Annotated in this window: 25 protein-coding genes and 1 pseudogene; 3 read left to right on the top strand and 23 right to left on the bottom strand. The window is 51.1% G+C overall.

The genetic code is table 11. The features are described from left to right. Positions 1 to 25: 25 nt before the first annotated feature. The 5 genes from EDM60_RS09250 to EDM60_RS09230 form a co-directional block, all read right to left on the bottom strand. Positions 26 to 259 carry a hypothetical protein gene (locus tag EDM60_RS09250; RefSeq protein WP_122963720.1) on the bottom strand — a complete coding sequence of 78 codons (234 nt, stop codon included), beginning with the start codon at positions 257 to 259 and terminating at the stop codon, positions 26 to 28. Positions 260 to 328: 69 nt separating this feature from the next. Then, positions 329 to 1,534, bottom strand: coding sequence for a Ger(x)C family spore germination protein (locus EDM60_RS09245; protein WP_122963719.1), 1,206 nt, complete (start codon positions 1,532 to 1,534; stop codon positions 329 to 331). 24 nt (positions 1,535 to 1,558) lie between these two features. Further along, positions 1,559 to 3,094 carry a spore germination protein gene (locus tag EDM60_RS09240; protein WP_122963718.1) on the bottom strand — a complete coding sequence of 512 codons (1,536 nt, stop codon included), beginning with the start codon at positions 3,092 to 3,094 and terminating at the stop codon, positions 1,559 to 1,561. A 150-nt stretch (positions 3,095 to 3,244) separates the two neighbouring features. Continuing rightward, positions 3,245 to 5,809: a winged helix-turn-helix domain-containing protein gene (locus EDM60_RS29375; RefSeq protein WP_122963717.1), complete on the bottom strand. Its 2,565-nt coding sequence runs from the start codon at positions 5,807 to 5,809 to the stop codon at positions 3,245 to 3,247. 196 nt (positions 5,810 to 6,005) lie between these two features. Continuing rightward, complete coding sequence (locus tag EDM60_RS09230; protein WP_122963716.1) at positions 6,006 to 6,185, bottom strand: hypothetical protein; 180 nt, start codon at positions 6,183 to 6,185, stop codon at positions 6,006 to 6,008. 267 nt (positions 6,186 to 6,452) lie between these two features. Here EDM60_RS09230 and EDM60_RS29565 point away from each other — a divergent pair. Beyond that, a pseudogene (locus EDM60_RS29565) lies at positions 6,453 to 6,794 on the top strand (RDD family protein); the annotation flags it as partial. On the opposite strand, the gene EDM60_RS28505 reads toward EDM60_RS29565, so the two are convergent. The 6 genes from EDM60_RS28505 to EDM60_RS09205 all read right to left on the bottom strand — a co-directional run bounded on the left by EDM60_RS28505 (position 6,710) and on the right by EDM60_RS09205 (position 10,901). Continuing rightward, positions 6,710 to 6,919, bottom strand: coding sequence for a hypothetical protein (locus EDM60_RS28505; RefSeq protein WP_167470260.1), 210 nt, complete (start codon positions 6,917 to 6,919; stop codon positions 6,710 to 6,712). The pseudogene EDM60_RS29565 and the gene EDM60_RS28505 overlap by 85 nt on opposite strands. Before the next feature lie 292 nt (positions 6,920 to 7,211). Beyond that, the gene (locus EDM60_RS28500) at positions 7,212 to 7,535 is read right to left on the bottom strand and encodes a hypothetical protein (protein ID WP_167470259.1); all 324 of its coding nucleotides are present in this window, start codon (positions 7,533 to 7,535) and stop codon (positions 7,212 to 7,214) included. A gap of 35 nt (positions 7,536 to 7,570) precedes the next feature. Further along, positions 7,571 to 8,404, bottom strand: a complete 834-nt coding sequence (locus EDM60_RS09220) for an alpha/beta fold hydrolase (protein ID WP_122963714.1) — start codon at positions 8,402 to 8,404, stop codon at positions 7,571 to 7,573. A gap of 87 nt (positions 8,405 to 8,491) precedes the next feature. Then, positions 8,492 to 9,223 carry an ABC transporter permease gene (locus tag EDM60_RS09215; RefSeq protein WP_122963713.1) on the bottom strand — a complete coding sequence of 244 codons (732 nt, stop codon included), beginning with the start codon at positions 9,221 to 9,223 and terminating at the stop codon, positions 8,492 to 8,494. Positions 9,224 to 9,234: 11 nt separating this feature from the next. Beyond that, positions 9,235 to 9,993, bottom strand: coding sequence for an ABC transporter permease (locus tag EDM60_RS09210; RefSeq protein ID WP_122963712.1), 759 nt, complete (start codon positions 9,991 to 9,993; stop codon positions 9,235 to 9,237). Next, the gene (locus EDM60_RS09205; RefSeq protein ID WP_122963711.1) at positions 9,990 to 10,901 is read right to left on the bottom strand and encodes an ABC transporter ATP-binding protein; all 912 of its coding nucleotides are present in this window, start codon (positions 10,899 to 10,901) and stop codon (positions 9,990 to 9,992) included. The genes EDM60_RS09210 and EDM60_RS09205 overlap by 4 nt, the downstream gene beginning before the upstream one ends. A gap of 153 nt (positions 10,902 to 11,054) precedes the next feature. Here EDM60_RS09205 and EDM60_RS09200 point away from each other — a divergent pair, with 153 nt between their 5' ends. Continuing rightward, on the top strand, positions 11,055 to 11,765 hold the full coding sequence (locus EDM60_RS09200; RefSeq protein ID WP_122963710.1) for a response regulator transcription factor: 711 nt from the start codon (positions 11,055 to 11,057) through the stop codon (positions 11,763 to 11,765). A 2-nt stretch (positions 11,766 to 11,767) separates the two neighbouring features. After that, the gene (locus EDM60_RS09195) at positions 11,768 to 13,171 is read left to right on the top strand and encodes a sensor histidine kinase (protein WP_122963709.1); all 1,404 of its coding nucleotides are present in this window, start codon (positions 11,768 to 11,770) and stop codon (positions 13,169 to 13,171) included. 179 nt (positions 13,172 to 13,350) lie between these two features. On the opposite strand, the gene EDM60_RS09190 is transcribed toward EDM60_RS09195, so the two are convergent. The 12 genes from EDM60_RS09190 to EDM60_RS09130 form a co-directional block, all read right to left on the bottom strand. After that, on the bottom strand, positions 13,351 to 13,944 hold the full coding sequence (locus EDM60_RS09190; RefSeq protein ID WP_122963708.1) for a YdeI/OmpD-associated family protein: 594 nt from the start codon (positions 13,942 to 13,944) through the stop codon (positions 13,351 to 13,353). A 288-nt stretch (positions 13,945 to 14,232) separates the two neighbouring features. Next, positions 14,233 to 14,652 carry an SRPBCC family protein gene (locus EDM60_RS09185; protein ID WP_122963707.1) on the bottom strand — a complete coding sequence of 140 codons (420 nt, stop codon included), beginning with the start codon at positions 14,650 to 14,652 and terminating at the stop codon, positions 14,233 to 14,235. Next, on the bottom strand, positions 14,649 to 15,002 hold the full coding sequence (locus EDM60_RS09180; protein WP_122963706.1) for an ArsR/SmtB family transcription factor: 354 nt from the start codon (positions 15,000 to 15,002) through the stop codon (positions 14,649 to 14,651). Before EDM60_RS09180 ends, EDM60_RS09185 begins: the two co-directional genes overlap by 4 nt. Positions 15,003 to 15,333: 331 nt before the next feature. Continuing rightward, positions 15,334 to 15,522, bottom strand: coding sequence for a hypothetical protein (locus tag EDM60_RS29560; protein WP_409362250.1), 189 nt, complete (start codon positions 15,520 to 15,522; stop codon positions 15,334 to 15,336). Between the two features lie 1,304 nt (positions 15,523 to 16,826). Continuing rightward, positions 16,827 to 17,381, bottom strand: a complete 555-nt coding sequence (locus tag EDM60_RS09165) for a response regulator (RefSeq protein WP_122963704.1) — start codon at positions 17,379 to 17,381, stop codon at positions 16,827 to 16,829. Positions 17,382 to 17,450: 69 nt separating this feature from the next. Beyond that, positions 17,451 to 17,831, bottom strand: a complete 381-nt coding sequence (locus EDM60_RS09160; RefSeq protein ID WP_122963703.1) for a hypothetical protein — start codon at positions 17,829 to 17,831, stop codon at positions 17,451 to 17,453. 7 nt (positions 17,832 to 17,838) lie between these two features. Further along, positions 17,839 to 18,069: a bacterial transcriptional activator domain-containing protein gene (locus EDM60_RS09155; protein WP_122963702.1), complete on the bottom strand. Its 231-nt coding sequence runs from the start codon at positions 18,067 to 18,069 to the stop codon at positions 17,839 to 17,841. Between the two features lie 203 nt (positions 18,070 to 18,272). Beyond that, entirely contained in the window at positions 18,273 to 19,046 is a 774-nt protein-coding gene (locus EDM60_RS09150) for a HipA family kinase (protein ID WP_122963701.1), read from the bottom strand. A gap of 188 nt (positions 19,047 to 19,234) precedes the next feature. Further along, positions 19,235 to 19,708 (bottom strand): ASCH domain-containing protein, encoded by a 474-nt coding sequence (locus EDM60_RS09145; RefSeq protein ID WP_122963700.1) that lies wholly within the window; start codon positions 19,706 to 19,708, stop codon positions 19,235 to 19,237. A gap of 459 nt (positions 19,709 to 20,167) precedes the next feature. Further along, the gene (locus EDM60_RS09140) at positions 20,168 to 20,503 is read right to left on the bottom strand and encodes a cupin domain-containing protein (RefSeq protein WP_122963699.1); all 336 of its coding nucleotides are present in this window, start codon (positions 20,501 to 20,503) and stop codon (positions 20,168 to 20,170) included. Continuing rightward, on the bottom strand, positions 20,491 to 22,260 hold the full coding sequence (locus EDM60_RS09135) for a hydantoinase B/oxoprolinase family protein (RefSeq protein ID WP_122963698.1): 1,770 nt from the start codon (positions 22,258 to 22,260) through the stop codon (positions 20,491 to 20,493). Before EDM60_RS09135 ends, EDM60_RS09140 begins: the two co-directional genes overlap by 13 nt. 4 nt (positions 22,261 to 22,264) lie before the next feature. Beyond that, positions 22,265 to 24,307, bottom strand: a complete 2,043-nt coding sequence (locus EDM60_RS09130; RefSeq protein ID WP_122963697.1) for a hydantoinase/oxoprolinase family protein — start codon at positions 24,305 to 24,307, stop codon at positions 22,265 to 22,267. Between the last annotated feature and the right edge of the window lie 9 nt (positions 24,308 to 24,316).

Genomic DNA, 24,316 nt, shown 5'->3' with positions numbered 1-24,316 from the left:
TCTTGCGCACCGCTTATGTTCACCGTTACTCCACCATGCTTAAAATCAAGTCGCTGAACGGCCGATAGACGAATGTAATCCAGTCCAGCGGGTTTGGAATGTTTGCCTCCACCGCTTCGGCGATGCAAAGCCCTGTCCCGAGCAGCAGCAAGCAGCCAAAAACAAAAAGCTCCTTTTTCAAGCCGTTCCTTTTCAGAAAAGGAGCTTCGATCGCTACGATCACCAGACTAATCAGCAAAATCAACAGGATCATCCACATCGGAACAAGTCGCACCTACTTCTTGCCAGGAATATCCTTACCTTTTCCACAACAGGAAATAGTTATGCTCTAATCCTTTTTGATAAAGGGGATAAAAGAATTGCCGACTTTGCCTGTTCGCCGGAGCTTCACATCTACGTTGATTTTCACCTTCAGGTCGGCAAAAGCCTCGTTCCAGTTGTGCTTGACCTTTTCCCAGCCCTTTGGATCGTTCTGGTAAATGACTTGCCCAAATCCGAACGCATCGGAGTGAAATTGCTTCTGCGCTTTTGTAATCACATTCTGGATTTTTTCCTTGATTCGCTTTTCTACCTCTCGCTCCAATTTGTAGATCGTTTGCGACTTTGCCAGGTCAATCGCGCACGCTACTTCTCCTACATTTCCTTCCGCTTCGATTTTCACCTCGACTTGCGGTTTGCCGTTTACGACACGGCCATCAAGCGTCGATTTGCTGTGAATGATTTCAATGATGAGCTTGCTGTTTTTGTCGCACGGTATGGCTTCAACTGTGCTGTCCAGCCTGTCTGTAATATAGCTGAAGCCGATGCTTTCCTTTTCATTAAACCATCCTTGCAGCTTGTCTTCTTTGAAAACGCCGATATCCTCATACTTGAGCAGGGTAGAGACGCTTTCCTGCTGCGGGTTGTTTCCGTTGCTTCCTGTCTGAACCTTGCCTTTTACAGTAACCCCTACCAACACTGGCTCCGACCCTTCGCTCAGCAGCTGTGTAATAAATTCGTCCAGTTGGATCGAGATCACGGAGCCCCATGCTTTTTCGCCTGTTTCCAGGCTTTTGTACAGCTTGGTGGCAGGGATTTTCTCCAGCGGATCAAGCATGCTCAAAATGTGCAGGGCCGAAGTATCTTTCGCCAAAATGACGTAAAAATCCGGGCGAACTTCGTGATCGCGAAACAACAGGTCGAGCACCTCTTTTGTCCCTTCTCTCGCTACCTGCTCCCCCAACACCAATACTTGAATATGCGAAAAGTACAGCCGGCGCGGAGTCATGGTCGTCAAGCGGCGTATCCCCTCAAAAATGTCCGCAGATCGCATGCTGTACGTGGCTACTGCCGACTGAGTGCCTCCTGCCCCGTCCTTGGAGGCGGCAACTCCACCCGGATTGACGATTTGCGTAGACAACAAATACTCTCCGTCCACCTTGTCGATGCCCACCGCCATGACAATCGCCAAGTCGTTCAATTCCCTGCGGTTCCAACACCCTGTAGTCAACAGCAGCAGAACAGCGGCCAGAACGAACACCGCCTTTCGTTTCATGCTATTCCCACCTCGGCAATCAATTTAATGAACAGACTCTCTCGGAGGATTGGGCTTGTTGTCATGCTCTCTGATACTGTTTTTCGGCCGTAAAAAGTAGGGACGCGTGTGCATCATCCAGATCGGCAGACGCAGCAGCGTATCTCTCTGGTCGGCCAAATTCAACGGAGCGAGCGGCGACATGTACGGAACTCCGAACGAGCGCAAGGTGCACAAATGCAGGCAAAGCGCGATCAAACCGACAAATACGCCAATCAGGCCAAAGCTGGCAGCAAGTGCAATCAAGCCGAAACGCAGCATGCGAATCGGAATGGACATGGAAAACGACGGAAACACAAAGCTCGTAATCGCCGTGATGGAGACGACGATGACGGTCGCAGGAGATACGAGTCCGGCCTGTACCGCCGCTTCGCCCAAAACGAGCGCCCCGACGATTGAGATGGCAGAACCTACGGCACGCGGCATGCGCACTCCGGCCTCGCGCAGCAGTTCAAAAGTCAGCTCCATCAGCATCGCCTCGACAGCAGCCGGAAACGGAACACCCTCCCGCTGGGCCGCAATACTCATCAGCAAGTTCGTCTGGAGCATTTCCTGGTGAAACGTCGTAATCGCTACGTAGATGGAAGGACCGAGCAGCGCGATAAAAAAGGAAAGCAGCCGCAACATGCGAAGCAGGCCAAAATCCGAACGCTGATAGTAATCCTCCGGCGACTGAAAAAACTGGACGAAAATCGCCGGAACCAGCAGTACAATCGGCGTTCCGTCTACCAGGATCGCGACCCGCCCCTCCAGCAGCCCCGCTGCTACCGAGTCCGGCCGTTCGGTATTGTAAATCGTCGGAAACGGCGTAAAGGCCGCGTCCTGGATCAGCTCTTCTATGTTTCCGCTCTCCAAAATGCCATCGATATCGATCCTGTTTAGCCGCCGCTGCACTTCCGCAATGACGTTTTCGTCCGCAACCCCCTTTATGTACATCACGCTCACTTTGGTTTGGGTCATTTTCCCGATCTGTTTCGTTTCCAGCCACAGATGACGGTTGTTGATCCTTCTTCGCACCAGCGCGGTGTTCGTCCGCAAACTTTCCGAGAAAGCCTCCCGGGAACCACGCACTACGGTCTGTACAGAAGTCTCCTGGACACCGCGATCCTCCCACTGCTTCGTATTGACGATAAAGCCCTGCGTACACCCCTCCACGAGCAGAACCGTATCTCCGGTCAATACAGCATTGAAAAGCTCGTCCAAATCATCCAGCAGCTCCACTCCACCCATCGTCAGCATGAAATCCTTGATCAACGACAGCGGCTCGTCTGCCAAAGCGTCGTCGGACGGAATTTCCCTTTTGTGCGCATGAACCATGAGCGACTCCATGAAGTTGCTGATCAGGCTTTTATCGACTAATCCTTCTGTGTACAGAATGCCTACCTCGATTTGCCCAATCGCTTCCATCCGTACAGTTCTGGTCACGAGGTCGGTGCTGTTCCCCAGCTCCCTTTTCACCACTTCCATGTTCTCTTCCAGCGAGCTGCTGAACGACACTTGTTGCTTGGCGTTATGACTCATTCTCCAATCACTCTTTTTCCAAATCAGGATAGCTTTACTATCCCTCAGCGAACATGGCTCTATGCCCATGAAAAAAAGCCCCCTGCACGTACAGGCGACTTCTTCGTTCTCTGGCATGTATATCATCGGGCGAACCTTTTGCTGCCCCGGTTACAGCTCGCTCTCTCGCAGCTTGACCACAGCCTGTGTCCGATTGCGAACTTGCAGCTTGGCGTAAATCTGGTGAACGTACACCTTGACTGTCCCGATCGTCAGGTGCAGCCTGCCCGCAATCTCAGCGTTGGACAACCCTTCTCCGATCAGAGACAGCACTTCTGCCTCCCGCTCGGTCAATTTGTCCAGTTCAGGCGACACGCGAATTTGAATGTCCAGCGCCGGAAACTCTTTTTCCACCGTCTTGAGCAGACTTGCCATATAGTCAAGTTCTTGCCTGGAGCACGCCTTGCTTTTATAGAGGGCGTACAGCATTTTGGCGACCTCTGGCCCTTCGTCCAAAAAGATGCGCACGTAGCCTTCCGGTGCCGCCAACATCACCGCTGTGCGAATACATTCGGCTGCCTCGTGATGCCGCTTTTGGCTGTGATAAGCTTGGCTGAGCAAAATCAGCGTCTCGATCCGGCTCCCCAGCCGATCCTTCACCTCTGTCTCATGCTTTAGCCGGGTCAGCAGCTCACACGCTTCATTTTCCCTTTTGGCAGACAAGTACACACGAGCCAAAGTCAACCGTTCAAACTCGTGCCGGGAATGAATCAAGTCTTTGCTCATTTTTTCAAATTGGCTCGCCCATTGCTCTGCTTCTTCCCACTGATTTTCGTCCAGCAACAGCCGCACACGAAACGCGTCCAGGAAAGCAATCCAATGAGGCGGGGCTTTTCGCTGGCGACACAGCTCCGCTATTTCCGCAAGCGGCAGCCACATCTCCGCCCCTCGCTTCTCCGCCTTTCGCCAACGGGTCAAAACCAGATAAGCCGGGACCAGTACGCCAAAATTCATCGTATTGCTTCCCAACTGCAATGCTCTTTGCACAAAGTACGTCAATTGCTCGAACTCGTTTTTCTCATAATACAGCTCTGCCATTACAATCGAGCCGTATGCGAGAATCCCCAGGCCGCTGTGCTTCCAAATCGTTCTGATGGCAGGGTAAAACTCGCTTACCTTGGACAAATAGCCGCTTAACGCCACGCGACTGCGAAGCACAAAAGCCTCGTCTCCATTCAGCTCAATCCCGACGATAAAATAGCGGCTGAATTTTGGCTTCATTTTGACCGATTCTTCCAAGTACGAAAGGGAGAGGGTAATATTGCGCAGAATCAACTGCACGTATCCGCGAAGCACCCAGATTTCTACCCGACATTCCTCAAGCCCCTCATTTTTGCCGTGCAGACCATCCTCAGCGAGATGCAACAACGCTTCTGCCTGCTCAAGCTCGTCCGATAATGCGTGCATCCAGGCAAAAGCAATGCACAGCTCGGGATGACTCTTGAGCCACACTGTATCAAAACGCCTCATCCAACGGCGCAATGTCACATTTTCGTGCTGCTTCAACATCCAGGGAGCGTGCTCGACGATCAGCCTGGTTGCACGCGACCAATCACTGCCCTTGAGCGCGTGGTCGATTGCTTCTGTCATCCATCCGTGGCCCTCAAACCATCGACTGGCAGCCACATGAAGCGTTGGCAGCTGTTCACTGTATGTTTTGCGCAAATGCGTGTGCAAAAGATCCGCAAATAAATGATGGTAGCGGTACCACTCGTTGACTCCATCCAGCGGTACGACAAAAGAGTTCGTACGTGCAAGCATCTCCAAAATGGCGTGGGCATCCGGCTCACTCGCTACGGCTGCGCACAGTTCCCCGGACAGGCGCGGCAATATGGAAGTTTTTAACAAAAATTGCTGTACCGATTCCGGCAATCGCTTCAATACTTCTTCGGTCAAGTAGTCTTCCACGTATTTGTCATTGCCGGAAAAGCTGTGCATGGTAACCGTGGAGCCACCCTTCCCCTGCATGGACAAAGCAGCCAGCTGCAACCCGGCAATCCAGCCCTCTGTCCGTTTGCTGAGTACGTGAATGTCCTCGTATGACAAATCTAGCCCGAGCAGTTCGTTAAAAAGCTGACGACATTCCTCTTCATTGAACCGGAGATGCTCCGCGCCCAATTGTCCCAGCTGTTTGCGTACGCGCAAGCGATGGAGAGACAGCGGCGGCTCCTCACGGCTGATGAGAATGACGTGTAAAAAAGGCGAGGCGTGCTGGAGCAATGTTTGCAAACCTTCGTGAATCGAGCGCTCCTTGATCAGATGATAGTCATCCAGCACCAAATAATAGTCGGTAGGCATAGCAGCGATTTCTTCAAGCAGCATGGAGAGCAGATTGTCTGCTGACGCCGCATAGGTCAAATCGAGCATCGCAGAAGCTTCACGACCAGCTTCCCGTTGTGCCATGCTCAATGCTTTTGCGAAGTAGCGCCAAAAACGGGCCGGATCGTTATCCGCCTCATCCAGCGACAGCCATCCCGCCGGCTTGCCGATACTCGTAATCCACTGACTAACGGCTGTTGTTTTCCCGAACCCGGCCGGAGCGCAAATAAGGATCACTCTGGCTGTCCTGACTTCATCGATTTCTTCCACCAATTGATGCCGATGCAACAGGTCCGAACCATATGTAGGAACATGTAATTTCGTTGCGATAAGTGAACTGTACTTTCCTTGATCCATGTGCATCTCCCTGCCTAAAAAGAAAATGACCCCACAAAAGAGCAGCCTTTTTGTCTCGATCCAATATGTGCACAAAGTTATTATGTGGAATCCTTCCGAACAATGCAAGTAAACTGCCTTATAAGAAGAGAACGTTATGTGGACGCAAAAAAGCCCTCCAGCTAGAGGGCCCGTGGACGGCTTGCTTTTTACTTGATTAAATCGTATCTCCCGTAAACCAAAAATACCCTCCGGTCGCGATCGCCAAGACTACTATGATAGCGAAATACCATTTCGTGAATCGAAGGTTTACCCAGGTGCCTTCCCACCACATCGTGAGGTAGGCGACAACCCCCAGCACTAAAACAGCGACAAAAGCAGTCATAGGCGTACTCATCATAATCACCCTGTATATGGTTTTTCTTACATCAGCTCGCTTCCTAATATAATCGTCGCAACTATCGTGTGTCACCTATCTTTAGGTAGGTTTCTTGCAGAAAAGCAAAATTTGACAGAGTGAATTTTGAAGTGTTTAAATGTTATATGTTTACATTTTTGTTGGAGGTGCACAAGTTTGGAGAATCATTCATTGCCGCAAGCAGATTCATCGGTAGCTCCCCCAATTCCACCACCAGACAGACCGATTCTGGAAGGACCGCAATTAATGGGGTCCATTACGCAGACTTACGGAGCGTCGATTTTTTTCCTGCGTTGGGGAGCGCATGTGATAGATTACATTTTGCTCATTTTTTTCGTCTTAGGGGTGGTCGCGCTGGCTGGGCGTTCGTCTGACGATCCGTCCATTATCGGGTTGCTTGTTTTCGTACTCGGAATTTTATCTTACTACGTTCTTCTGGAAGGTTTTACTGGCTATACCATCGGGAAATTCGCCCTGCGAATCAAAGTGGTGAATCAGGAAGGTCAACCGCCAGGGCTGTGGAAATCGGTCATTCGTTCCTTGATCCGCATCGTCGAAACCAACCCGATGCTCATCGGCGGATTGCCTGCCGGGATCAGCGTACTGGTGTCGAAAAAGAAGCAACGGTTCGGCGATATGGCAGCGAACACTTTTGTCGTGAAAGTAAAAGATTTGAAAAACGAGAGCAAGCAGCTGACCACCAGCTTTGCCATCGGCTTCTCCTTGTTGGCCCTCGTTATCATTGCTTGCGGTATTTATGGCGTTTCCTTTTATGCCAAGCAAGACCCGTTAACAGGTTCGTTTGAGAACAAAGCTTTTTTTTACAAGGACAAAACCATGCAAATCATTGCTCCGACTTCCTGGAGCGAGAATGCTAGTCTTCACCCAGACGCATCCCTTGCCCTTTCCAACAACTTCGCGGACAAGCATCTGCTTATTCTCGCGGACTCTAAAGAAGAATTGAACGGTTCATTTGATTATCCCCAATACGTCGATTTCGTGGAATCAAACTTGTTCAGTGAATTGACAGATGCAATCGTGAGCAAGCATGTTCAGCTCACGATTGACGGACGTCTTTCCACTCAATTCACGATGCATGGGAAAGTCAATGGTCAAAGTATCTCCTATCTTGTAACCGTCACAGAGTCTCCGACGCACTTTTATCAGATTATGTGCCTGACGCAAACGAGAAAATTTGACAGACTGCATGGCGAGTTCAAGCAAATAACCGCCAGCTTTCACGAAATGCCAGAATGGCCGGAAAAAAGTGCTCGGCTTCGCCGGGCGTGCCTGCAAAGTCGCGCCTCCTTTTTCCATGCCAAAGCTCATAAAAAGTGGCTGCCCACAAGGACAGCCACTTTCTTTTATCTTGCTGTTTTTTCTGCATGGAGAAATTGTGTGAGCAGCTCATTAAACCGTTCGGCATGCTCCCAAAACATCATGTGCCCGCCCAATACTTCCACTGCGGACTCGGGGGCATGCTTTTCCATGAACCGTTTTGCAGTCTCGGCCCAATGCTCAGCCACAATCGTCAGCGTCGGCACCGACTCGCTCGCAACCTTTGCCTCTACCCGGTAGTCAGAGAACATCCCGGACGCGAACAAGTTCGCCGCGATATAAGGAGGCGTTTTGAGCGATTGCTCGATGATCCAGGAAAGCTCATTTTCCGCAAGCTCTCTTTGCACCATGACCCCTGTCGCGTAGCCCGAGATAAACTCCCGCTGCTTCTCGGCATCCCGCGTGTAGTAGTTGTAGGCGGCGGCGATTTCATCGAGCGGCCCTTCCACCCAATCTTGCTCGTGATTGGTGGAGAGCGGCTTCGGCGACAAGTCGACGAACACGAAAGATTTCACGTTTCGCGTGCCGTGCTGCCGAACGTATTCCCACATCGTCAAGCAGCCAAATGACCAGCCGACCAGCGTCACATCCACAAGCCCCAGCGCCTCGATGACTTTTGCCAAGTCAGTACCGTGCGTGGCATAGTCGTTGCCGTGCATCGTCACGGACGATCTGCCATGGCTTCTCGGATCAATCGCGATCACCCTGTTAGTCTTTTGAAAATGCTCGATCTGCTTGTGAAACACTTCGGTTGTAAACGTCCAGCCCGGGATCAGGACGATCGGATCACCTTGTCCCACGTCCTGCACAAAAATCTCGACCCCTGGCTCCACCTTCACGTATTTTCCACCTTGCAACATGGTCGCAGCCGCCTCCTATCGTGAGTGAATACTCAGACTTTTATCCGTTATTCTCTTCACTTACGGAAAAACCCTTCTTTTCAAAGATCAGGCGAGCACATCCGACTTGCGTAATCGGCGAAGGCTAACTGTACTGATTCCCACTCCGAACAATGCATTCATCAGCAGAAAAACCACGTTGCTGCCAAAATCAAGTCCCTCCTGGCTCAATACCCCCATCCCCACTGTTAACAGCGAATGCGGGAAAAACAATCCGAGCTTCAGCACATACATTCCCAGCCCGAAAAAAACGGCACACAGACCGATGCCGACTGGCGTTGCAAAGCTTTTGATCCGCATCGAGAGCGCCAATTGAAAAACCGCGATCGTCATCGCCGCGATCCATCCGCGCAACAACCAGCCGGGCAATTCTGCGGGAAGCGACGCGGAAAGCCCTGCCAAAAGCCCGCCGCATACATACTGCAAGCAAAAGAACGCTTGGACTAGGAGAAGAAGAGTTGCCACGACTCCCAGTTTGGCTGCAAACAGGGCCGCAAGCGATACAGGTGCGGTCAACACCAGATGCCAGTTTTTGTTTTGATGCTCCAGCCGGCATTGATACGAGCAGCCGATCGCAATGAGGATAGGAAAGAAAAACTCCCCGTAGAACAAGCCAACCTGCGACCACAAGCTGTACCATTCCTTTTGCAGCGTCCCTTGGTTCATGACGTAATTGGCCCAGCCGATGATGACGCTGACCAAAGGCAGGAGCATGAACACCACCCAAATATGGGAGCGGCGCATTTTCAACCACTCCGCCTGAAAGCATTGCTTGATCATCACTTCTCCCCCTACCCTTCCAGTCTGGATGCATGGCGTCTTCCCATGAGAAAAAGCAGCGCGGCAACCGCCAGCAAAACAGCCGCGGCAGACGAGATCGGGCCTGCCTCCCGGACGACGAATTGCATCTTTTCGCTCGCATACTGCTGTGTAACGGGACTAAGCCCCGTATAGTACGCCCAGACGAATACGCGTCTTGCCGCTTCCGGAAACAAATCGCCTACCATTCCGAGAAAACCGCCGAGCATCCCCAGGCAAAGCGCAAACGCCTGATTTTTCACCACCGTAGAAATCCACTGCTGCAAGGCAAGGACGACCAGCGTCGTGACCAGCGTGCCGAAAAGAAACCGCGCCAACAGCACAAGCGGAACAGACGTCAAGTACCCGGATTGGACGCCAAACACCGCAATCGCCAGCAGCTGACACAGGCAAACGCCCAGCATGATCAATCCGGCGCATGCGTACTTCGCCGCATACAGCTTCCCTGGCTGCACGGCCATAGAGCGAAGCAGCCTCCACGTATTCCCTTTATGCTCCATGTCGCAAATCCGGGAAACGACAATAGCCGAAAGCAATGGCAAAAACAGTCCGTTCATCGTGGACAGCATGGCGACGATCACTTCCCAGCCCGCGCTGTCACGATTGCGCTCAAAAGACATGCTGACGGCGATCAACGCCCAGACAAGCTCCACCGTCAGGAACAAAAGCGCCATCGGCAGCACGTATTTGCGACGCAGCTTGTAAAACTCAAGCGACAGCGCCTTCCTCACAGACTCTCGCCTCCTCCTGTAAGCTTCAGGAACATGTCTTCCAGGCTTCTTTTCTGTTCCTCGATGCGTAACACATCAATATGTTCAGCCAGCAGACTCCTGTTTGCCTGCGCTACCTGCCCATCGGCAAGCTTTTCAAAAACAAGCGCGCCCTCCTCCACGCCGGGGAAAAAGCCTGCCCGCATCAACACGTCCCTCGCCGCCCTGTTATCTGTCGTTTTGATGATAATGCGCGGCTGGTTTTTTTGGTGCAGCTCGCTCAGCTTGCCCTGGAACAGCATGTGACCATGATTGATAATGCCCACGGAAGTCGCGATCTGGTCGATTTCGGATAAAAGGTGGCTGGAAAGCAAAATCGTCATTCCATATTGTTGCGGAAGCGCTTTGATCAGCTCCCGGATTTCTCCGATTCCCGCAGGGTCCAAACCATTCGTTGGCTCATCCAAAATCAACAGCTTGGGAAACGACAGCAATGCCATCGCAATTCCTAGCCGCTGTTTCATCCCCAGTGAATACTTTTCAACCTGCTTCTCCTTCTGTTTTTCCAGACGCACGATTTTCAGCGCTTCCTCGATGTTTTTCGCCGGAACATCGCGCAGCTTCTGCACGACACGCATGTTTTCCAGCCCGGTCAAGTGCCCGTAGTACGAGGGCGATTCAATCAGTGAACCGATTTGACTGAGAACGAAGCGGCGGTTTGCCTGAAGCTCCTTCCCGAACACCTGCACCTGGCCGCTCGTCGGTCGTACCAGCCCCAACAGCATCTTTAATGTAGTCGATTTCCCTGCTCCGTTCGGTCCAAGAAATCCGTAAATCTCCCCTTCGCGTACGGACAAGTTCACTTCCTTCACGCGCAAGGCATCACCGTATCGCTTCGATAGTTTGGTAGTAGATAGGATCGTCTCCATCTGTCCCTCCTGCAATGGCTTTATTTGGCATATATGCAGTATGACAGGAGATTCTTTCAGCAATCTGACGTTCACCTTACACTAGCCTTAAATTTGCTGCAAAAGCCGATTATCCCGCGCCAAAGCCGCTATAGTAGAGAGAGGTGATGACAGATGGACGAACTGAAACAGAAAAAGCTGCTTATCGTCGATGATGAGCCTGAAATCCGAAAAATGATCGAGCATTTTTTGCGCAAGGAAGGATTCATGCGCATTTACCAGGCGGGCGATTGCAGAGAAGCGCTGGAGCTTTGTCGTTCCATCCAGCCTGACCTCGCCATTCTTGATGTCATGCTGCCGGATGGCGACGGCTTTTCCTTGCTGCAAGCGATCCGGCATATTTCGAACTTGCCCGTGCTGTTTTTGTCTGCCAAAGGACAGGATGAAGACCGAATCCTCGGCCTCGGACTGGGCGCGGATGATTACATCGTGAAACCGTTTTTGCCACGGGAGCTTGTCTTGCGGCTGACGGCTATTTTGCGCAGAGTGTACATTCCCCACACGCCGGAAAAACGCCCTGTTTTTCAACTGGACGACCGTCTCATTGACTTGGAGGCTGGCACCATTCGCCATGACGGAACAAATATCCCGCTGACCGCAAAAGAAATCGCTCTGCTCGGCAAGTTTTATGAGAACCACAATCGCATCGTCACGAGCGACGCGCTCTGTCAGGCCGCATGGGGCGACGACTATTACGGCTATGAAAATACGCTGATGGTGCACATTCGGCGCATTCGGGAAAAAATCGAAGCGAATCCTTCCCGGCCCGCTCATTTGCTGACCGTGCGCGGACTCGGCTACAAGCTGATCGTAAAGGAGGAGTAACGATGGAAGGCACCTCGCGCATTATCAAGCGTTTTGTTCACGCCACCATCCTGATTTCGCTGCTGCTCCTGGCTCTCAATGCTGTCGTGCTCTTGATCTGGATCGGCAGCGGGATCAGCGATGGCGCCTCTCCTTCCGCTGTTGTGCATTTCGTCAGCGACGACTTGCATGGCAAGCGAGACGCCTATGCCATCGCTCCCCGCTCGCAACAACTGTTGGAGCAAAACGGGGCGTGGGCCATGCTGATCGACTCCAAAGGCTACGTGGCATGGAAGTTCCAGCTCCCTGCCGAACTGGAACGGCCGTACTCTCTCGCAGATGTAGCCAAGTTTTCACGCAGCTTCCTGGACGATTATCCGGTCTTCACCTGGGAACATCCAGATGGCCTTGTCGTCGTCGGTTACCGGAAAGGCTCCTACGCCAAATACCAGCATATTCTTCCGGTTGGCTGGGTGGAGAATTTGCCCGAGAAGGCGTTCTTTTTGTTGGCAGGCAACATCGTGCTGGCTCTGTTGCTCTCGCTGTTCATCGGTTCCAGACTCATCGCTTCCATCCGCCCGCTGACAAGCGGCATTCAAGCGTTGGGAGCAGACAAGCCTGTCCAGATTGAGCCAAAAGGCGTGCTGGCGAATCTGGCGGTAAGCATCAATCATGTGTCCGCCCTGCTGCAACAAAAAAACGCCGCTCTGAAAGCAAGAGACGAGGCCCGCTCCAACTGGATTTCCGGCGTTTCCCACGACATCCGTACGCCGCTTTCCATGCTCCTCGGCTACGCGAGCGACATCGCTGACAGCCCGGAGCTGCCGGCAGAACAGAGGCGCTTGGCCGCGATTATGCGCCAACAAGCCGAGCGCATCCGTTCTTTGGTAAGTGATTTGAACCTCGTCTCCATGCTCGAATACGAGATGCAGCCGCTGGGCAAAAAACCGCTGCGGTTGTCGGCAGTCGCCAGACAAGCGGCCTCGGAGCTGTTGAACAACGGACTGGATGAGCGGTATCAGCTGGAAGTAGAGCTTGGAGATGAATCCCCGCAAATCGATGGGGATGAGCGCCTTTTGTTGCGTGCCCTTGCCAACCTTTTGCAAAACAGCATCGACCATAATCCGGCGGGGTGCCAACTGCGCATCCAAACCTTTTTTGATCCCGGCAACCAAGCTTGTCACGTAGTCGTCTCGGACAACGGAAACGGAATTTCCCCAGACGAACTGCCCGACTTGCTGGAACTGCCTTACGCAAGCAAACGCAAACGCCCGCGCCAGAACGGACACGGCTTCGGCCTTCCCATGGCCGAGCGAATTGCCAAGGCTCACGGAGGAAAGCTGTCGTTATCGAGCGAGGTCGGCAAAGGCTTCTGCGCGAGTATGGAGCTGCCTGCCCTCTCGCAAAAAGAAAAGAGCAAGCCGTAATGGCCTGCTCTTTCTCCAATTAGATTTCTTACTATTGCGAACAAAAGGTTCGTGACTGCGGTGCAAAAAACAACCGTACGTCACAGCACGGCGTCCCATTTGCTCACTAATTTTTTGCATTCACCGGATTTCAGTTGGTTCGCTCCGTTTGACGCTTATCGCTGAATAGCTGCGCTAGGCTAATCATTCAATCCTTTTCCGTTTAGAATTTGCTCCATGTATTTTTCCACTCTCGCCACTCGCGTCTTGGATTGTTTCGGTTCAGAAAAATAATAAAGGTATGCTCTCTGCCGTCCCGGTGTCAACGCTTCGAAGGCAGCTTTCAGGTCAGGATTTTCAGCCAATTTCGTTTGAAATTCTTCAGGAGCGGTATATTCTTCTGTCTTCTTGAAATCCACTTCCAAACCGGCTTTTTCCACTTCAATAGCCTGATGAATATAGGCTTTCAAGACGTCTTCCATCTCCACGATTTCTTGCACGTTGGTAAAGCGAATTTGCCGCGCCGCCTGTACATTTTCCGTCTGCTGGATGAGGATTCCGTGCGGATCTTGCAACAACGCACCTTTGTGGAACAGGAGCGCACAGTATTCTTTGAAACCATGGATTAATACGACGTTCTTTTTCTCAAGCGTGTAACAAGGATGCATCCATTTAAAATCTTCGGTCAGCCCACAGTCGAGAACGATTCTGCGCAACTGCACAAATTCTTCCTGCCACTTTTTCGCTTTGCTTAAAAATTCGTCGACCTTCGGATGCGCACTACTATTTGTCATCAAAGAGCACTCCTCTTCCATCTTTTGATCAACTGACAGTGAAAAGAATGTTCATTCAGTCGTAATAACCTCTTGCTCTTAATTTTGCCCATTCTATCATAATTAAGACTGTGACTATGCGAACAACCGCGACAATTCACTTGCACGCAATTGAAAAACCTCCCATTCGAGCACTCTATCCCGTTTGCTGCAACTGGAAGGCTTTTCATTTGTGTGTATGGAAATGATCATCCATTCATCTAGCATTGCGGACGGAGGTAATCAGCGGTACATCCGGCTATCCGGTTATTATGCCAACGCCTTTTCCAGCTCGCTGCACCACTTGCTCCAGCCGTACTTCGCTCCACCCAGTGCCTGCTCATTGGAGATTCCGGATTGTTCGAGATGCAGGTTAACTTTTCCGTCTCCTAAATCCTGTAGCGTCCAGACAACTGTGTGCTTCTCTCCCCCGCTGCCCCACGTGTAGGACAAGCGGTTTGGTTCGTCTACGATAAGCACTTCGCCCTCAACGACTCCATCCCAATATTCGGTCGGCTGAGTGCGAAACTGAAAACGATGTCCCACCACAGGTTTAAAATCATTTTCCATCGGCTCTCCAGTCTGGATGTTGCACACCCATTTGGCCAGCTTGCTTGAATCAGTCAAAGCGGACCACAGCTTCTCAAGCGTTGTCTTGTACTGAAAATCCAAAGATAATGTCAAACTCATTCTGCTTCCTCCTCTAATAGTTGGTTCAAGCGCAACAAATTCGCACTCCAAAACTTGCTGTAGAAAGCCACCCAATCTTGAATTTCCCTCAGTGGGGCCGCGTTGAGCCTAAAGCGCGTTTCCCTGCCGACTTTGCGGTCGAGCACCAGTCCGGCCTCTTTCAGAATTGTCAAATGCTTGGATACCGCCGTCCGGCCCATTTGAAACTGTGCCGTTAGTTCATGAAGCGGCAACTCCTCTGCTCCGGCCAATAACTCAATCAGTCGTCGCCTGGTTGGGTCCGCTACAGCATCAAACACATCCCGAGACTGGTTGTTTTCGTTTTCGTTTTCGTTTTCATTCTCGTTCACAACACTCCCTCCAAAATATTAATTTCTGTAGGACATAGGTATTGGTGGCGCGAAAGGACGAATGTTAATTTTGAGCACCTCCCTAAAGTTTGCACCCTGTGAATGCAGCGCCCATGCGGCGAGATTTAGCGCGGAATAAAAGAGCGGGAGGATAGCAGAAAACTCGCAATCACCGTAATCGTTGGCAAACACATGAGAGAAAGCTGCACCAGTCATTCAAAAGTAGAGACCAGCGTGAACCATTCTTTCAGCCGAGGCAAACCTGGCACGGCAAAAGCGATGGCTCCGGGCACTTTTCAAATCCCGGGAATGGTTAAGAGGGTTAAGATAGTCAAAGCCTATAGCGGGCAACCAAACTTCGCCACCAGCTCGACGCTTCTCCCGCTTGCATCAGTTGACCGATGCCACTTGCCATCACCGTTGCTGCGAGTAAGAATGTCGCTGACCAATAAGCAGTTATTTTTCCCCAGGGCTGAATTTCTACACTCGCGATTGTTCTGGCACTGATCAGCTGGTCCATCTGTCTCCCCTCTCATCCATATTTCCAATGAGGCTTATTCAGGTTGTGAGCTTTGCAAATGGTTTTTTCTTATTGGACACCTTTTAGTGTCTGTTTTAATAATAAGACACCATTTAGTGTCCTGTCAACAGGAGCTTTTTTTCTGCATAAGTCTGAAAGTCAGTGCGTGGGGAGAATTTGTCCCCTGAACACATGCTAAAAAGCCTCGTCGCGTTAATGCCGAAGCTATCTATGTCCGCTAGCTCAAATCCTCGGGAAAATTGTATACTTGCTACCCAATCTATATACTTGAACGGATGTTAGGATGCTGACAAGGAGATAGGTGCATCTTGCGGGATTGTGGGTCTCCCCAACATAGGGAAATCGACAAATACACGCTCTCCCTTCGGCTGTGACTTATGACTCGCTATACGTTTGCTCTTTCGTCATTTGCTTCCCATATAGCAAATGCGCCATAACCTAAAAACTCGCGCACCTCAAGAAGTTAGCGCCTGTAACGCTCAGATCACTCATGAAAATCGCTCCTGTTCGTCTTTGTGTAAACTTCAGCCATTGGCAAACGCCAACTCAACACAGCTTCGGCAAACGCAAAACATCTGAGAAGATGAACAAGCCAACTGAGCCATCCCCGAAAATGAATGTCGCGTCTTAGCGCACGCGGCAATGCCCCCTTTATTTTTCCTTAGTGTGCGCATCTTCATGCAATGCTGTTCTCTCCCTCGTTAACAAATTGTCTGTTTTGTCGAACATAAACAATGTAAATTCAGACATATGAGTTGTACGATAATATTGCCTGTTGTTCATTTTCTTTCTGATCCGTTGATGAAACGCCGTGTGCGATGAAAGTCGCCCGCACGGTGTAGGCTCGCTATAAAACCAAGATAGATAGAGGAATAAATAACTACATTTGACATTATTTTCATGTCCCAAATAGATAGTGGAGACGGAGTGAGCGTTCAGGTCAAGTCCGCTTTTTACCATAGATTCCTGCGGGCTGCCCTTGTTAACACGAGATGAGCTGCATGATTATTCCAAGCACAAATCCGAGTTTCTGTTTTCTGATGCAAAACAACTGACAGGCAGACTTTTATGCAGCGCCCCTGAACTGAACTTGCCATCAATCGCAAGAAAGAGAGTGCTTTTTAAGTGATTTCCTTACCTCGGAACGGAAATCCATTCGATGAAACCACATGTTATCGCTCGTATGAAAGACAGTGCAAAAAAAGTGGATAATCCGCATTCACTGTTGAATCGGATTATCCACCAATTGCTCCCCAAGCTTGGGTCTATTTTTCTATCTTAATCTACCTGTCCGCGATCGCCTCCACGCCATCCGCCTGTTTCATCGCTGTATGCGGCAGAGCATCCGTATAGCTCAACGCAACAATACTATTCAAGACGTTGTACAAAAAATGCGGCTTGATTTGCGATTGCAAAAACGCAACCTCCAGATCGACCGCCTTGGCGAGCGACTCCTTCATCGCCAGCACGCAGCCGATTCTTGCCTTCAGCTCCGCCAGTTCGAATGGCTTCGGCAGGAAGTCGTTCGCCCCCGCCTCGAACGCCGCTACCTTGTCTTGAGGTTGAATCGCAGCCGTCACCATCAGCACGGGAAGCTCCAGCAGCGTGTACGTTTTGCGAATCTCCTGGCACACTTCGTACCCCGACATGCCCGGCATCATCAGGTCGAGAATGACAAGATCTATCTTATGCCGCTGGCTGATTTGTTCCAGCGCCTCATAACCGTTTTTGACGGCAATGACATTATAGCCAAAAGGCTCCAGCGGCGCATCGAACAGATAGGGAATGTTTTGCGCTTCGATTCCTGTGCCTGTGTCCTGAACCGAAATTTCAATCATGCCGTCCGTCTGTCGCCGCTGCCGTTACGGCAATACTGCCGCCCTCGGTATGCTTGACCGCGTTGTCGATCAGATTGCCGATGTTTTCAAACCGTAAACCGCTGCCGTATCGCCGACTTTGATCCGCAGACGGTATGTTGCCATGCCCAAAGTATTCATCTGGTCCGACCACGAGCCCGGCACTTCGATCCGCCTCGGCAAACGATTGTTTTCATTCGCGGGGGAGGATGTGAAATCTTCATGGAAGAGTAGCTTGTCCGGGTAAAACTCCCATTCGCCGTCCAACGGAACGATGCCTTTGTCTGCAAACCGACATGCGGTCAAATCCAGCAGCCCGTTCTCCACCCTTGGCGTCTGCTTCCCGTCCGGCGAGAACCAAACGAGAAACATGCCGTATGTTGCGGCCAATATGACCAGCGTGACCAGTGCCGCTGCAATCGTTTTTCTCATCGTCCGCTCATCCCTGGTGTCTCATTTGTTGATACAATCTTACCGTCTCCTCTTCCATCGCGACACCCAACTCATCGCGAATGAACTGCTCCAACTGCCAATAAACACGCAGCGCCTCATTGCGGTTGCCCGCTTCCAGATGCAATTTGATGAGCTCGCGGCCATCCGTCTCCGACTCCGGTGCAATCGCCAAAATGCGCTGCAAGCTGCCCGCCGCGAGTACCGCATTGCCGCCCATTCAAAAGAGCCTGTACATGCGGCGAAGTGCACGGATGTATTGGCTACATTTCTGATTTCCTCGACACAAATGGTCCTACTCCTTGCTTTCGTCGGTTTCGCCTTCGTTCCCTGCAAATCGTTTCCGTCCCAACAATAGCGGTAAAATGGGGCACGTCTCCTGCTTGGTAACACCCTCGCGTCACCCCATTCTTGCCGAGTTGCTTACTCCGCAATCGCTTTCTTATGCCGCATGCACCAAGCCACGACCATCTCGCGTAATTTTTTTTGACGGTAGAGCAGCATTTCTACTACCATTTCTTTTTCGAGTTTTGGCAATACGTTTTCCGGTACTGTCTCCACAATGTCTCGTATCATGTGTTCAGGAATTTTCTCGATTTTATCCACATGCGGCAAAAGCTGGCGAAAGGTGCGGATATAGGCGCGCAAGCCTCTTGGATAGTGGAAATTGTATTTGCTTACATTCAGCCAGTAATCCGCGCTCCAATGGATTTTTCTCCACGTAACTCCCCCTAAAACCGCGCTGCCGTGGTCGATCAAATAAAAATCATAGTGCTTCCCTTTGGGGAAAACAATCAGATTTCCCCCGTGCCGATCAATGTTACAAATCCATATATCAAAAACAAATGTAAGTAACAGTTGTTCGGGATTGTGCAAATGTTTAACGGGCGAACCGCCTGTTTTTTTGGTTAGCTGGAACCAGTTGAAATGGGCGGCCATCGGCTTAGCAATGGAGACGATCCCTTGCTTTCCCTCAACAACCGTTAGTTCTACAGTCGCTACGTTTAGCTCCAGGAGCTTGGCTAGATGATAAGCAATCAGCTCGTTTGCAATCACATTGCCCCACTTCGCGTTTTTCTTGCAAGGAAATTTGAAGTATCCTCGTTGAATTTTGCCGTTCACAGATCGCCAGACGGACCAGACTGTGCCGAATCTGCGCGAAAATCTGCGGTGAGTCCTCCACTTGTTTGTGCTCATCCCTCCACCCCCTTGTACAATTTATGTAGGACAGGCAAGGCGAGGAACGGCATATATAATGACTGGCCGAACTCATTTATTTGTCAGTTTCTCGGTGTTTCGGATGAACTCTCATTTGTCGAGGAAGTCACGCTCCTGCTGCCTGTGCGCTAGTCTCCCCATCTGCTTCGCTCGTCATTTTAGGACAATCATTCATTATCCGTTTTCTCGTTATGGTATTTGTCACAATCCCAATTCCACAATCCTTGCCGTCCGTTCACCGGCACCGGAGCGATCGGCTTTACGTCAACCATCTGCCAGGCAAACCTCCCTCGTTCAAACCAACCGAAGCTGAGTTCATTGCCTTTTATCGGTATCGCCGCATCATCTGCGTCACGCCAGGCGGCAACTTCGCCTGTTCCGGGGGCGATACTGATTTGCAGGCAATCTTCAAGCTTTGCGGTCGCAACCACCGCGCCTGTCGGCAAATTATCTGCCGAGTAGCCATGTTTGGAAAGGACCGACCATATTGGCTCTCTGTAGCACGCCTCCTTGTCCACCTTTTTGGCCGCGTGAATCGCGAGAGGGCCGCGGTATTTCGTGGCCCACCCCCGGGTTTCAAAGCGTTTCTCGCCAAGAGCGATCAATGTTGCCCAAGGCTGGTGGATCGTGATTGTCTTCATGCCGTTTCCTCCTGTGAAATCCTCGAATCTTTCTACCGAAGTCCCTTCTTAATGTAAGGACAATTTGTCGCGACATTAAGGAGGAGATTATTCATGCTGAAAAAGGGTTATTGTTGCGTTCCATTCAAATTTATTTATCAGTATAAAACAAACAAACCGCCCTGTGGACGGTCTACATTATATGGCACTTTAGCAAATTGAAATTGGATAAATCGACTCACGAAGGATAACAGATCGCTCCAAAGATCGGAATCGAAAATGTGTTTACGCAGCAACGTAGTCTCGTTGAAGGTAAGGTGAATGGCTGTATCAACATACTAGCGATCTAGACTTGTTCGAATGAGATAAGATTAGCCCCCTTTTATGAAAAGAGGGCACTCATCCAGTCACACAAACCTATGCTCCATTCACTGCGACATTGAGATAACCAAGTCTAGCATCCTCTCCGTATCCATGCCGCTATCGTTTTACAAGCACCCAGACGATTTCGCAATCTTCGCTCCCGTCGTTGTATGCCCAGTGGGCCTCGCCAGCAGGAATAAGAGACGCATCATTTGCTGACATCCGATATTCACCTTCTTCCGTACCGGCAAGAATCGTTCCTTTTACGACGATTGAATACTCGTCCTGCGCATGACTCCCCGAACCGCTTAAAGGAATACGCGCACCAGGCGGAACGACGACGACACCGAAAGTAGCTTTTCCGCTCTCTACCTGGTCTTCGGTAAACAATATTTTCAGGGTTACACCTGGGCGATCTTCCGGCTGAATCGCATTGGCATTTACAATGAGCATTGCTGTTCCCCCTGTTCAAAAGACTGACGCAGCGGTGTCACCCCTTCTACACGATACGTTGCCTTGTCCAGCTCTACTCCGTACAAGTCTCTTGCTTGTTCTACGGAAATATAGCCATTTTTGGCATCCAGGACGACCTTCTCTACCGGACGTTCCAGCGGATTGCCGTATCCTCCGCCTGTTGCGGTAACAAGGCGCACGACATCTCCTTTATTAAGCGGAAAGCGTGCATATTTGCCAAATGGACCAACCACTTCGCCATTGGCTTTGACGATCTCAAATTCATTGCGGGAGCCGTCATGCCCCCCGTTAAAGCCCCATGGCAAATATTTGTGACGGCCAAAGGTTGCCGTGATCGTCTGACCATCAGACATCGCGCGGTACGAGCGGATAGCTCCTGAACCGCCGCGATATTTACCGGCACCAGCCCCATCCGTACGCAGGCTGTACTCCTCAACCATGATGCCATAACGTGTCTCGGCTACTTCGACCGGCACGTTGTACGTTTCCCCATCGCCGATGCAAAACTGTCCGGCCATCCCGTCCAGTCCGTCTCCTGCGCCCCATCCTCCGACTGAAGGCTCAACCACAAGGAACGGTTCGTTCGTATCCGGATGGATGCCGGATAGCACCACCCCGCACACCGAAAGCAGATGCCCCGCATTCAACCGATGGGGAACGACCGGTGCCAGTGCCTTCCAGACGAGATCCGCTCCATACATCATGGTTTCCCAGTAGGTTGATACGGCTGCCGGGCGTTCCGCTGAGAAAATGGAACGGTCATCGATAAGAATGTGGAGCGGGCGGAAAACGCCATCGTTTACATCCTGAGACGGGTTGGTCACCGCAAGGAAAATGACGCGAACGGCGGAAACCAAGGCGGTATAGGAGCAATTGACTGGACCCAGCACTTGCGGATGACTACCGCGGAAATCGCAAATAAACTCGTCATCGGTAATCGTGACCTTCACCTGTACCTTGAACGGACCGTTTCCAACTCCGTCATCATCAATAAAATCTACGGCTTCATACGTGCCCTTAGGCAGCTTGGCAATTTCTTTTACCGCCAACTGTTCGCCATGTCTTAACAAATGGTCAATGGCATCCTTCACTACCGCTTTTCCATGCTTATCGCACAATTCGCGAAAGCGCTTCTCCCCTGTTCGCAATGCTGCTACCTGCGCCCACATATCACCAAGCGAGAGATCGGGAAAGCGGACATTTGCTGCAATGATATCAACCAACGGCTGATTCAGCTTGCCTGCTTCAAATAGTTTGACGCAAGGAAATTGCAAACCTTCCTGAAAAATCTCCGTGGAGTCGGTCGTCCAGGAACCCGGGTCTTTTCCGCCTACTTCGGTCCAGTGGGCTTTGTTGGCCGAAAAGGCAATCAGCTCGCCCTCGTAAAAGATTGGCAGCACAAGACCTACATCAGACAAGTGGGAACCTCCTCCACCGTAAGGATCATTTATGATGATGATATCCCCCGGCTTTAGCTCCCCATGCTCGGAAAACTTTTTCAAAGTTTCCTTCACCATAAAGGTCAGCATCCCGATAAATCCGGTCACACCGTTGCCTTGCGTCAGAAGTTGACCTTTTGCATCTGTCAAGCCGCTGGCGAAGTCGAGCACCTCGTAAATAATCGGACTCATCGACGTGCGCGCCAATGTATGAAACATTTCTTCCCCAATGGCGATCAGGGAATCTTTCACAATCTCAAGCGTAAACTGGTCATGTTTCAACGTTGTCTCACTCATCTGACTACACCCCCGTAGTAATGATTAGATTGCCATATTCATCAACAATGAGATGCTGTCCAGGATAAATGACCGTTGAAGAAGAAGGTTCCTCGACAATTGCCGGACCCTTCACCGCGCTTCCGGCATTCAGCAGCTCGCGGTCGTAGACTGTCGTGTCAATCCATCCATACTCTTCGAACAGAACCGGACGCACTTCTTTGCGCGCTTCCTCGCTATTGTCCCCTTGTCTTCCCAGACTGGCTATCCGTGGTTTTTGCACCATGCCGAACGCCGTTAGATGGAGGTTTACAATCTCCGTCGGTGCATGCTCCAGTTTGAACGTGTAATGCTGCTCGTGCAGGTCATGGAAGCGATAAATCACTTCCTCAATCGCTTTTGCATCCATCAGTCCATTTGGCACGGGAACCTTGACAGCATGCTCCTGTCCGACGTAACGGATGTCCGCATAGCGCACGAACAGTACTTGATCCGCTGCAATTCCTTCGCGCTCGTATTGGTCGGTCGCTTCTTTTTCCAGTTGGCTCCATTCGCGATTCAGTTCTTCCTGATTCAGCCCGTTCATTCGGCGAATATACGTCTGGATGTAGTCGTGCCGCAAGTCAGTCATCAGCATGCCCCATGCGGAGAAGACCGAAGCCGCAATCGGGATGATGACTTTTTTCACACCCAATTCCTTGGCCAATGCCAGCGCATGCATCGGTCCTCCCCCTCCGAATGCAACCAGGGAAAACTCCCGCGGGTCGTAACCCTTGCGAATGGAAATGAGCTTCAGCGCATTCAGCATGTTGGAGTTGGCAATGCGGATAATTCCCAGTGCCGCCTCTTCCACGGAGATGCCGAAGTGCTTTGCGATCTTTTCGTCGATCGCTTGCTTGACCGCTTCCATATTTACCTCGTTTTGAAAATTGGCAGGCGATAACCGCCCTGTAACCAAATTGGCATCGGTTGTAGTCGGACTTTCACCGCCACGCCCATAGGCGACCGGCCCTGGCAGCGCCCCGGCCGACTGTGGCCCCACCTTTAATGAGCCGGCACCGTCGATCCAGGCAATAGAACCTCCGCCATTCCCGATCTCCACGATATCAACCACTGGTACTTTAATCGGATATCCGGCATTTCGTTCATCTTTCTCAATCCGGTATTCGGTCGTAACCTTTACTTCCCCTTTGTCAATCAGGGAGCATTTGGCCGTCGTCCCTCCGATATCAAAAGCAATGATGTTTTCTTCCCCAAGAATTTGCCCTAAGATGGCTGAGCCAAAAATCCCGGCTACTGGCCCCGACTCGACCATGTTGATCGGCGTTTCTTTTGACTGCTCAAAAGTAGTCGTGCCAGAGTTGGACTGCATGATATATTTGTTGCCGTCAAGCCCGATGTCGTGAAGATGGTTACTCAACTTGTCGATGTAGGACTTGGCAATCGGCTTGACATAAGAGTTCAGCACTGCCGTACTGGTCCGCTCGTACTCGCGCCATTCCTTGGTCACCTCATGCGAAGCCGTCACGGCTACCTCCGGCCAAATTTCCCTGATCGCTTCCACCGCCAGCTTTTCATGAATGGGGTTGGCGTAGGCATGCAGGAATGAGACCGCAATAGCCTCGACTCCCTCCGCTCGCAGTTGCTCGACAGTGGCCTTCACCTCTTCCACCGCCAATTCGGTCATGACTTCCCCCTTATAGTTGATCCGCTCGCTGACCTCCTTCCTCAGAAAGCGCGCAACAAACGGAGTCGGCTTCTGATAACGAACATTGAACAAATCGGGACGGTTGCCTCGGGCGATTTCCAACACATCGCGGAACCCTTTTGTCGTGATTAACCCGGTCTTTACTCCCTTGCGCTCCGTCAATGCGTTGATAATTACCGTCGTTCCGTGGATAAAGGTCGCGATTTCCAAAGGATCAATCCCAGCCTTTTGAATCACTTGGATAACCCCTTGCTCAAAATGGGGCGGTGTTGTATCGCTTTTAGCGGTACCGATTTTACCGTGCTCATCTAGGTACACCAGGTCAGTAAACGTTCCTCCAATATCTGTAGCTACACGCATAGGAACCAC

Origin of the sequence: Brevibacillus parabrevis, assembly GCF_003710905.1 — a bacterium.
Classification (GTDB): Bacteria; Bacillota; Bacilli; order Brevibacillales; family Brevibacillaceae; genus Brevibacillus; species Brevibacillus parabrevis.
This window is presented reverse-complemented; position numbering and strand designations above follow the sequence as displayed.

Excerpts from the sequence above, each read along its gene's own strand:
- EDM60_RS09250 (WP_122963720.1), bottom strand. The coding sequence starts at position 259 with ATGTGGATGATCCTGTTGATTTTGCTGATTAGTCTGGTGATCGTAGCG.
- EDM60_RS09245 (WP_122963719.1), bottom strand. The coding sequence starts at position 1,534 with ATGAAACGAAAGGCGGTGTTCGTTCTGGCCGCTGTTCTGCTGCTGTTG.
- EDM60_RS09240 (WP_122963718.1), bottom strand. The coding sequence starts at position 3,094 with ATGAGTCATAACGCCAAGCAACAAGTGTCGTTCAGCAGCTCGCTGGAA.
- EDM60_RS29375 (WP_122963717.1), bottom strand. The coding sequence starts at position 5,809 with ATGGATCAAGGAAAGTACAGTTCACTTATCGCAACGAAATTACATGTT.
- EDM60_RS09230 (WP_122963716.1), bottom strand. The coding sequence starts at position 6,185 with ATGAGTACGCCTATGACTGCTTTTGTCGCTGTTTTAGTGCTGGGGGTT.
- EDM60_RS28505 (WP_167470260.1), bottom strand. The coding sequence starts at position 6,919 with ATGGCAAAGCTGGTGGTCAGCTGCTTGCTCTCGTTTTTCAAATCTTTT.
- EDM60_RS28500 (WP_167470259.1), bottom strand. The coding sequence starts at position 7,535 with ATGAGCTTTGGCATGGAAAAAGGAGGCGCGACTTTGCAGGCACGCCCG.
- EDM60_RS09220 (WP_122963714.1), bottom strand. The coding sequence starts at position 8,404 with ATGTTGCAAGGTGGAAAATACGTGAAGGTGGAGCCAGGGGTCGAGATT.
- EDM60_RS09215 (WP_122963713.1), bottom strand. The coding sequence starts at position 9,223 with ATGATCAAGCAATGCTTTCAGGCGGAGTGGTTGAAAATGCGCCGCTCC.
- EDM60_RS09205 (WP_122963711.1), bottom strand. The coding sequence starts at position 10,901 with ATGGAGACGATCCTATCTACTACCAAACTATCGAAGCGATACGGTGAT.
- EDM60_RS09200 (WP_122963710.1), top strand. The coding sequence starts at position 11,055 with ATGGACGAACTGAAACAGAAAAAGCTGCTTATCGTCGATGATGAGCCT.
- EDM60_RS09195 (WP_122963709.1), top strand. The coding sequence starts at position 11,768 with ATGGAAGGCACCTCGCGCATTATCAAGCGTTTTGTTCACGCCACCATC.
- EDM60_RS09190 (WP_122963708.1), bottom strand. The coding sequence starts at position 13,944 with ATGACAAATAGTAGTGCGCATCCGAAGGTCGACGAATTTTTAAGCAAA.
- EDM60_RS09185 (WP_122963707.1), bottom strand. The coding sequence starts at position 14,652 with ATGAGTTTGACATTATCTTTGGATTTTCAGTACAAGACAACGCTTGAG.
- EDM60_RS29560 (WP_409362250.1), bottom strand. The coding sequence starts at position 15,522 with ATGGACCAGCTGATCAGTGCCAGAACAATCGCGAGTGTAGAAATTCAG.
- EDM60_RS09165 (WP_122963704.1), bottom strand. The coding sequence starts at position 17,381 with ATGATTGAAATTTCGGTTCAGGACACAGGCACAGGAATCGAAGCGCAA.
- EDM60_RS09160 (WP_122963703.1), bottom strand. The coding sequence starts at position 17,831 with ATGAGAAAAACGATTGCAGCGGCACTGGTCACGCTGGTCATATTGGCC.
- EDM60_RS09155 (WP_122963702.1), bottom strand. The coding sequence starts at position 18,069 with ATGGGCGGCAATGCGGTACTCGCGGCGGGCAGCTTGCAGCGCATTTTG.
- EDM60_RS09150 (WP_122963701.1), bottom strand. The coding sequence starts at position 19,046 with ATGAGCACAAACAAGTGGAGGACTCACCGCAGATTTTCGCGCAGATTC.
- EDM60_RS09145 (WP_122963700.1), bottom strand. The coding sequence starts at position 19,708 with ATGAAGACAATCACGATCCACCAGCCTTGGGCAACATTGATCGCTCTT.
- EDM60_RS09140 (WP_122963699.1), bottom strand. The coding sequence starts at position 20,503 with ATGCTCATTGTAAATGCCAATGCGATTCAGCCGGAAGATCGCCCAGGT.
- EDM60_RS09135 (WP_122963698.1), bottom strand. The coding sequence starts at position 22,260 with ATGAGTGAGACAACGTTGAAACATGACCAGTTTACGCTTGAGATTGTG.
- EDM60_RS09130 (WP_122963697.1), bottom strand. The coding sequence starts at position 24,307 with ATGCGTGTAGCTACAGATATTGGAGGAACGTTTACTGACCTGGTGTAC.